The following is a 571-nucleotide window of genomic DNA, read 5'->3' as shown; positions in this document are numbered from 1 at the left end:
AGGCAGAGTATGTTAAATCATTTTTTAGTTAGATTGACCATTGGAACCCTAGTGGTACTTGGATTTAAATTGAGCGCAATTTACTTCTTATTGTTGATCCTTTTGCTCAACACGCATCACAAAGAGTTCTTTGGCTGGTAGATGCAAACGCATCAACTTGAAAAAGCAGCTTCAAGTTGTTTGGGCATCACGACAAAAAAAATCGGGGAATATCCCCGATTTTTTGTTTCTGCAAAATGAAACTAAGCGGCTTGGATAGCGGTTTCAATCATTTTCATCGAACTATCAAGATGGCTGTCTAAAAGGCGCGCCGCTTCTTCAGAATTTTTTGCCAAAGCAAGTTTCATGATCATCTCATGCTCTTCAATATCAAACAGAGAGTGCTTATTACCTTGGTGTTGGGAGAGAGCAAAATAGCGGTAACGTTTAATTTGATTGGCGAGATCTCTAAAGAAATCAAACATGTTTCTTGCTTCAGCGCCTGCAGTAACGTGGTGTGAGAAGTGTGTGGCGCTCTTCCCATTCTGTCCAATCTGGTGTGGTGTCTAAATTCTGGGCGCGGGAAAGTTTG

1 pseudogene is annotated in these 571 nt (G+C 41.2%); it reads right to left on the bottom strand.

What is annotated here, in order from left to right:
* Positions 1 to 242 precede the first annotated feature (242 nt).
* A pseudogene (locus CIK04_RS24755) lies at positions 243 to 571 on the bottom strand (FCD domain-containing protein); the annotation flags it as partial.

This window comes from Vibrio sp. 03_296, from assembly GCF_002265885.1.
This window is presented reverse-complemented; position numbering and strand designations above follow the sequence as displayed.